The 8,346-nt window shown below is 66.0% G+C and carries 7 protein-coding genes; 5 read left to right on the top strand and 2 right to left on the bottom strand.

Translation table 11 applies throughout. The features are described from left to right. The 4 genes from ACH2CY_RS20800 to ACH2CY_RS20785 form a co-directional block, all read left to right on the top strand. Positions 1-434 (top strand): hypothetical protein (locus tag ACH2CY_RS20800; protein WP_395021393.1); only part of this gene is annotated, 434 nt, incomplete at its 5' end. Positions 435-784: 350 nt separating this feature from the next. Continuing rightward, entirely contained in the window at positions 785-1,531 is a 747-nt protein-coding gene (locus ACH2CY_RS20795) for a TfuA-like protein (RefSeq protein ID WP_395021391.1), read from the top strand. Positions 1,532-1,651: 120 nt separating this feature from the next. Next, positions 1,652-2,179, top strand: coding sequence for a PAS domain-containing protein (locus ACH2CY_RS20790; RefSeq protein ID WP_395021389.1), 528 nt, complete (start codon positions 1,652-1,654; stop codon positions 2,177-2,179). 80 nt (positions 2,180-2,259) lie between these two features. Beyond that, positions 2,260-3,429 carry an aromatic ring-hydroxylating dioxygenase subunit alpha gene (locus ACH2CY_RS20785; protein WP_395021387.1) on the top strand — a complete coding sequence of 390 codons (1,170 nt, stop codon included), beginning with the start codon at positions 2,260-2,262 and terminating at the stop codon, positions 3,427-3,429. Here ACH2CY_RS20785 and ACH2CY_RS20780 read toward each other — a convergent pair whose 3' ends face one another. After that, a complete protein-coding gene (locus ACH2CY_RS20780) occupies positions 3,430-4,857 on the bottom strand; it encodes a hypothetical protein (protein WP_395021385.1) in 1,428 nt (475 codons plus the stop codon). Between the two features lie 167 nt (positions 4,858-5,024). Beyond that, positions 5,025-6,869, bottom strand: a complete 1,845-nt coding sequence (locus ACH2CY_RS20775; protein ID WP_395021383.1) for a PHA/PHB synthase family protein — start codon at positions 6,867-6,869, stop codon at positions 5,025-5,027. A gap of 211 nt (positions 6,870-7,080) precedes the next feature. Between ACH2CY_RS20775 and ACH2CY_RS20770 the strand changes: the two genes are divergently transcribed. Continuing rightward, positions 7,081-8,322, top strand: coding sequence for an OmpA family protein (locus ACH2CY_RS20770; protein ID WP_395021382.1), 1,242 nt, complete (start codon positions 7,081-7,083; stop codon positions 8,320-8,322). Positions 8,323-8,346: the final 24 nt, after the last annotated feature.

Genomic DNA, 8,346 nt, shown 5'->3' with positions numbered 1-8,346 from the left:
CGGGCGAAGACGGAGACCGCCGCGCGCTCGTCGTCGTCACGGGCGAACACGGAAACCGCCGCGCGCTCGTCGTCGTCGCGGGCGAACACGGCAACCGCCGCGCGCTCGTCGTCGTCGCGGGCGAAGACGGAGACCGCTGCACGCTCGTCGTCGTCGCGGGCGAACACGGAGACCGCCGCGCGCTCGTCGTCGTCACGGGCGAACACGGAAACCGCGGCGCGCTCGTCGTCGTCACGGGCGAACACGGAGACCGCCGCGCGTTCGTCGTCGTCGCGGGCGAAAACGGAGAGCGCAGCGCGCTCATCGTCGTCACGGGCGAAGACAGAAACCGCAGCGCGCTCATCGTCGTCACGCGCCGCCGAAGCACCGAGGCCCTGCAGGGCCCGATGGATCGCAATGCCAGCTTTCTGCCGCGAGTGCAGAAGTTCTTCTAATGAACGCATATTCCCACCCTCCAACATTAACGCTTTGTAAACGCACGTAGTTAAGCTTAACGCACGCTTAACCTTAACTTGAGCCACAACGCATCGCAATACGGGTCTTCCCTAATGCGCGGCGAAGTTGCGTCAGGATTAAGTACCGTTCGTGGGGATTGATTCCCGCGTTAGCAACGTGCTCCCAGCAGCTTCGACGATCCCCTCCATCGGCAGGATCTGCCGTCTTAACCCTAGGCATCGGGACCCTTCGCAGGTGTCATGCCACTGGAACGCGCAAGGTGGATTCTGGCTCGTGCCATCGGCGGGAGCGTGGCAGATTGCGAAAAACCAATGTCCGGGGAGCGGTCGTGAACGAGTCTTGTGTCTTTGTCGGTCCGACTCGCGTGCCCAAGAAGGCTTATCCGCAAATCGACTTCCTCCCCCCGGCGGCGCTCGGCTCCGTCTTCCGCGCCTTCGAGCACGGCTATCGAAGGATCGGCATCATCGACGGCTTCTTCGGCAACACGCCGTCGGTCTGGCACAAGGAGATCATGTTCGTGATCGCCCAGGGCGCCGAGGTGGTGGGCGCCGCCAGCACCGGGGCGCTGCGCGCGGCCGAACTTGCGCCCTATGGCATGCGCGGGATCGGCAATATCTACCGGCTCTACCGCCGGGCCTCGATCGCCGACGACGACGAGGTCTGCGTCACCCATGCGATCGATGCGCTGGACTACATGCCGCTCTCGGAGCCGATGATCAGCATCCGCTATACTCTGCGCGACCTTCGCCATGCGGGCATCGTCTCACCGGATGAGGAGAAGGCGATCGCCGCCGATCTCAAGGCGGCGCATTTCGCGGAGCGCAACCTCGACCATATTCGCGCGGCGATTGAAGCGCATGTGCCGGGCGATCGCGCGGCGGCGGTCGTGGACGGCTACCAGAGGTTCCGGCGGGACGCCAAGGGCGATGACGGAAAAAGACTACTCGAATGGCTGAGCGCGCCGCGCCGGCCGGCGGCGGATCCGGCCTGGGCATTCCCGCGCACGGTCCATTGGGTGCACCAGTTCGAGGACAAGCTCGGCGACATCCCCGGGCTCGGCGAGAAACCGGTCTGACGGCTGAATTGCCCGGCCGGGCTGTCGCCGCTGTGGCGGGTCCCGCCGGGCTGCATTATCCTCTTTGCCGCGAGAACGGCGCCGGATGTGCGCCATTCCGGCCGTGGGGGACTGCGCAGTTTGGCATCGGAACAGCCTCAGTCGCCCGGCAGCCAGAAGGCCGGGCGCTACAACTTCATCGCACTGGAGGAAAGCCGGTCCGAGAAGGTGGCGCGGCTGCTGGACTATTGGAACGAGATCCGCGGCCGGCGGCTGATGCCGCGCCGGCAGGAGATCGATCCGACCATGATCTGGACCTTGCTGAAGAACATCCTGGTCGCGGAATGGCACCGCGATCCCGATCGCCTGTTCTACCGGATCGCCGGCACCGAGGTGGCGGCTGCGATCGGGATGGAGCTCGGGGGCAAGTGGGTGACCGAAATCTACCCCGAGAGCGCGGATGTCGAGCGCACGCTCGGCCTCTACCGCCGCGTGGTGGAGACTCGCGCCCCGGTCCTCGGGCGCACCGACGACACCCTGATGCGGGTCGGCGCCACCAGCTACGAATGGGTGATCTGCCCGCTTTCCGACGACGGCGAACTGGTGACGCATTTCCTGGTCCTGGAGGACTATGTCGCCCGCCGGCCTTATCTCGGCGCGCCATCCTGACGTCGCGGCTCGGGGAGACGGCCGACCGGACCGCGGCGAAACTCGACCCCACCCAACGACCTGACGTGAGGCAGAACAGCATGGGCGACCTCTCAGCCTTCACCGCGCCGGCCTTCCGCAACCGGTTGACCGCCGTCCTCGCCGAGACCGCCGCCGCCAAGGCGCTGCCCAACGCCTGTTACACCGATCCCGACTTCCTGGCTTTCGAGCGGGCACGGCTCTACGAGGCCGGCTGGGCCTGCATCGGCTTCGGCAAAGACGTGGCCAAGCCCGGCGACGTGCTGCCCCTCAGCCTGCTCGGCCTGCCGCTGGTCCTGGTGCGCGACACCAAGGGCGAGATCCGGGTCTTCCACAATGTCTGCAGCCATCGCGGCGCCCAGCTCGTCACCGAGCCTTGCCATGTCGGCGCGGTCTTGCGCTGCCCCTATCACTCCTGGGCCTATGACCTTGAAGGTAAACTAAAAGCGACGCCCTTCATCGGCGGGCCGAACGTCAACCGCTGCGACGGCTTCGACAAATCGCAGCATGGCCTGCGCGCCGTGCGGACCGCCGTCTGGTTCGACATGGTCTTCGTGAATGTCAGCGGCCAAGCGCCGGATTTTTCAGCTTATATCGCGCCGCTCGCCGAGCGCTGGTCGATGTTCGACCAGAGCCTGATCCGGCATTCCGGCGCGGACTCGTCATCGACCTTCGACGTGAACTGCAACTGGAAGCTCGCGGTCGAGAATTACTGCGAGGCTTACCATCTGCCCTGGGTCCATCCGGCCCTGAACTCCTATTCGAAGCTCGAGGATCACTACAACATCAACGAATGGGATTCCTTCGCCGGGCAGGGCAGCCGCGTCTACCGGCCGCAACTGACCGAGTCCGGCGAGGAACTGCCGAACTTCCCCGGTCTGCCGAGCCAGTTCCGCGGCGGCGCGGAATACGCCGCCCTGTTCCCGAACGTGCTGCTCGGCGTCCACCAGGATCACTTCTTCTGCGTGCGCCTGGAGCCGGTCGGCGTCGACCGGACGCTGGAGCACCTGGAACTCTACTATGTCGGCGACCAGGCGCTGGATGACACCTATGCCCAGATCCGCTCGGCCAACCTCCGCGCCTGGAAGACGGTTTTCGCCGAGGATGTGGGCGTGGTCGAGCGCATGCAGCGCGGCCGCGCCTCGCCGGCCTTCGACGGCGGCGTCTTCTCGCCGGTCATGGACGTGCCGACCCACTGCTTCCACAAATGGGCCGCGCAACGGCTGATGTAGTTAGAAAGCGTCCAGCGACTTCGCCGCGCCGATCTCGCACAAGAGATCGATGATCCCATCGCGCGACCAGCCGGCCCGTGCGCCCATCGCCACCCGCAGGAACGGCGTGATCTCGCCGGCCTGGGGCAGGATTGCCTCGTAGCGGTGGCCGCGAAAGCCGAAACTGCCGCCCTTATCGAAGCGGAGATCCCGGTCCTTTGACTCCCGCGAGAGCACCTGCTCGAACTTGCGGTAATTCTCCGGTGCATCATCTTCGAGTTGGATGAGGACGAAGGGCGCCGCGGCGCCGCTGTCACTGCCGAGGCTCGGGTGCGAGACCTGGGAGAACAGCCCGTCCACCTCGCTCAAGCGCTGCGCCAGCAGGGCGTTGTTCTCGAACACGGCCTCGGCATAGCCGCGGGCGTGCTCGCGGTCGAGGAACCAGGGCGCCTGCAGGGCGCCCAGCGCATCGAAGCCGAGCCCGGCGCCGGTGAGGGTCCGCGCCTTCTTCAGCTTCTCGGCGGGATCGATCGCGAAGGCTTGGCCCTCGCGGCGATAGAGGCTGACCAGGCCGACGTTGGCAAGCTCGAGCCCGGCCTGGTCGAGCTTGAGTCCGGAGCTCATCCGCACCAGCAGATGCCCGGCCTCGGAGCAGGTGAGCTGCTGCGGCAGCAGCGGGTCGAGGTCGAAGCAGGGACCGACTAGGGTGCTGTCCACGATGACGAGCGAAGGACAGCCCTCGGCGGTGGCGCAATGCCGCTGCAGCGCCGCCGTCATATCGAGGCGATGCACATTGGCGTCGCGGTCGAAATAGACCGGCTCCAGGATCAGGACGTCGGCATGGTCGTCGCCCTCCATCGAGAGCTCGCGGATCATGCCGTGGCTGTTCATCATCGCCAGCAGCTCTTCGGTCTCGAAATACCCGCCGAGATGCCGGATGCGCGGCGGGTTTGCCGGGTTGGCGCCGCGCGGCGCCAGGGCCAGCAGCAGGCAGTTCATCGCCGCCTGGCCGCTGGAGAACAGGAAATGGTCCGCCTGCCAGCCGGCCGGCGCCGGCGCATAAGCGGCGAGGCGCGCTTCGAGCGCGGCCGGCTCGATGCTGCGCTCGTAGCCGAAATCGATCGCCTCGCCGTCGGGCATCGACGTCACATCGCGGTCGCGCGGCGAGCGGAGCGCGCGGTCCGATGCCTGATGGGCGAGGCCGAGGCAGATCCGCCGCAACGCCAGCGCCAGGCGATCGAGCTCTGCCTCGAACGCGACCGGCGCGAGATCCGCATTCTCCAGCGCGCCGACGGCCGAGCGCCACGAACTCAGCACGTTCTCCGCCTGCGGCATGCGCGCGGCCAGATCGTCGCCTAGCTGCAACAACGCCCGACATTCGTCATGTGTCGGGTGCAGAGCCGGGGCGGCGCTTTGTCGGCCGGCGAAATCGACTGCGACGATGTTCATGAAAACTAACCGGGAACTGCTGCGTTGCGGTATGAACGCATGCCGGCGGCGAATGTTCCTTGACGGTTCCGCGTCAACTTAGCGCCCGAATCGTCATCGCCGGGCTTGACCCGGCGATCTTTCTCCGTGGGCCAGAATTGCGCGGGTCAAGCCCGCGCATGACGCGCCTACTGCGCCTTCATCAGCACATAGGACCCCGGCGCGTCCTCGATCGCCTTCAGCTTCCCGTCGCCGGGCTTGCGCGCATCGACTTCACCGTCGTCAAACTGCTTCAGCCATGCCCGCCATTCCGGCCACCAGGAGCCGGGGCGGTTCTCGGCCTTGGCCAGCCAGGCTTCCGGATCCTGGGCGTAGTCCTTGCCGGTCTTCTCCTTGCCGACCCAGTGGCCGTATTTGTTGGCAGCCGGCGGGTTCACCACGCCGGCGATATGGCCCGAAGCGGCGAGGGTGAACTTGACCGGCCCGGCATAGAGCTGGGTCGCGGCGTAGGTCGACTTCCAGGGCGCAATATGGTCCTCGCGGGTCGAGAGGATGAAGGCCGGGGTCTTCACCGTGGTCAAATCGATCGGCACGCCGTCGAGCTCGATGCCGCCCGGCTGCGAGAGCAGGTTCCGCTGGTACATGTTGCGGAGATAGAAGCTGTGCATCGCCGCCGGCATCCGCGTGGAATCCGAGTTCCAGTACAGGAGGTCGAACGGGAAGGGCTCCTTGCCGAGCAGATAATTGTTGATGACGAAGGACCAGATCAGGTCGTTTGCGCGCAGCATGTTGAAGGTGGTCGCCATCTCCGAGCCTTCGAGATAGCCGCGCTCGTTCATCTTGGCCTCGAGCGCGTCGAGCTGCTCCTCGTCGATGAAGACGCTGAGCTCGCCGGCTTCGCTGAAATCCACCATGGCGGTGAAGAAGGTGGCGCTGGCGATTCGGCTCGACTGCTTCTTCGCCGCGAGATAGGCGAGGGTGGAGGCGAGCAGCGTGCCGCCCAGGCAATAGCCGATCACATTGGTACTCTTCTCGCCGGTCGCCTTCTCGATCGCGTCCAGGGACGCGACGATGCCTTCGAGCATGTAGTCGCTGAAGCTCTTCTGCGCCAGCTTCTCATCCGGGTTGACCCAGGAGACGATGAAGACGGTGAGACCTTGCTCCACCGCCCATTTGACGAAGGAGTTCTGCGGCTTCAGGTCCAGGATGTAATACTTGTTGATCCAGGGCGGGATCACCAGCAGCGGCCGCTTCGCCACCTTCGCGGTGGTCGGCGAGTATTGGATCAGCTGCAGCAGGTCGTTCTGGAACACGACCTTGCCCGGGGTCACGGCGATGTTCTTGCCGACCTCGAAGGCCTCGTAGTTGGTCATGCTGATCGCGAGCTTGCCCTTGCCGCGCTCGAGATCGCCGAGGAGATTCTCCAGGCCCTTCACCAGGTTCTCGCCGCGGCTCTCGATGGTGGCGCGCAGGACTTCCGGGTTGGTCATCACGAAATTCGAGGGCGCCATCGCATCGACGAATTGCCGGGTGTAGAAATCGACCTTCTGCGCGGTCTTGTCGTCCAGGCCCTCGACCTGCTCGACCGTGTTGCGCATCCAGCGCGCGGTTAGCAGGTAGGACTGCTTGATGTAGTCGAACAGCTGGTTGTCCTGCCAGGCCGAGTCCTTGAAGCGGCGGTCGTCCTTGGCCGGGGCGATCACCGGCTCGGCTTCCTGGCCCATCATCCGCCGGGCGGTGGTCTGCCAGAGATTCATGTAATCCTGCCAGAGCGACATCTGCGCCTGGATCAGCTTCGAGGGGTCGGCCATCAGCCGGGTGGTCATCTCGTAGAAGGCACGGCCGACATTGAGCGGGTCGGGATCGTTCAGCCGCTCCTGGTTCCGGGCCACGAAGTCGGCGACCAGGCGCTGCGACTGCTCGGCGATACCGGCCATCGCCCGCGCCAGCTCCATCGGATCGGAACCGTTGCCGTTGCCCGGCTCTTGATTGGGACCTTTGCCGGTCGTGGCGCCAGGGCTGCTGTCAGACATAGATTTCCACCCGGTTCCTGATTATTAACAATGGGATACACCCAGGCGGGGTCCGCTCCGTGGGGAACCACACTCGTGGCGGAGACAACGCCAATTGTTTCTTATAGTCTAATGAGTTAAAGAGATAAAAGCCCTTCGGTTACAGATTCTGTGTGCGCGGCCATGTCGCGGCACCGGGTTCTCGGCGGGGGAAGTGGGGAGATCAGGTCTGATGTTGGACATGTGCAAATCCAAGGCGCTGCAGCTGAAAGCGAAGGCCGAGGGCATCAACCTCGCGCCGTTCGGCCGCTGGCTGCCGGCGACGGCGCTGCTGGTGATAGCAGGCTGCTCCTGGTTCGATGAGGAGCCGACCCCGCCATCGCCCTCTGAACAGGCCCAGGCTCCCAGCTCGACCGCGACCCCGGCGCCCGGCGAGGGCGAGACCATGAACGGCGAGCAGCCGACGGTCCCCGACATCAACAGCGTGCCCAACGAGGCGCCGACGCCGAGCATCGTCAATCTCGACCAGGCCCAGGAAGGGCTGGGCTCGGACAGCGGCAACTCCCAGCACACCGACGAAACCCTGACCATGCCGACCCAGAGCGCCGCCCGTCCGGAGCCGCCGGTCGCGGAAGGCCCGGCGACCGCACAGGCCGATCTCCAGCCGCAAGCGCCCGAGCAGTCGGATACCACCACGGTGACAACCCCGGAGCCGGCGACGCCATCCCCGGTCGTCGATGCTCCGACGCCGCCGCCGACACCCGCACCGGCGCCGACCACCCAGGTCGCGCAGGTCGGCACCCCGCAAGCCGGCTCGCAGCCGTTCGAGCCGAGCGGTCCGCTGCATCTCGAGCCGGGTTCGCTGTCGCGTGATGGCGGCACCGCCTCGGCCCCGACCGGTCCGACTACCACCGCGCCGTCCGGCATTGCGGCGATGCCGCTGGCGGGCAGCAGCGACGCGCCGATGACGCCGGCCCCGAGCGGCGATGGCGTCTCGGTCGATTACTCGGTGCTGAACGGCCTGCAGGCGAGCGCGCCGACCACGTATCAGCAGCCGATGATGGGCGGTGTCGCGCCGGTCCGCGGCTATGCGCCTTCGGGCAGCATCGCGGGCGTCGGCCAGGCGGTCGGCTATGTCTATTTCGGCAACGGCTCCTCGCGTCTTTCCGCCGCCGACCGCCAGGTGCTGCAGCAGGTCGCCCAGCTGCAGCAGATCCAGGGCGGCGTGCTGCGGATCATCGGTCATGCCAGCGCCCGCACCGGCAATATGGAAGCGCTGGAGCAGCAGCAGGTGAACCACGAGATGTCGATGCAGCGCGCGACCGCGGTCGCGCGGGCGCTGGTCGAATACGGGGTGCAGCCGATCCTGGTGCAGGTGGCCGCCGCCGGCGACGACCAGACTCTCTATGCGGAAAGCACGCCGGCCGGCGAAGCCGGCAACCGCCGGGCAGAAGTCTATCTGTCCCAAAATTGATTCATTCCTGTAACCACCTTTCGT

The sequence above is a fragment of the Dongia sp. genome (genome assembly GCF_041905885.1).
Taxonomy (GTDB): domain Bacteria; phylum Pseudomonadota; class Alphaproteobacteria; order Dongiales; family Dongiaceae; genus Dongia.
Note: the sequence above shows the minus strand (reverse complement) of the source record. Positions and strands in the feature narration are given on the sequence as shown.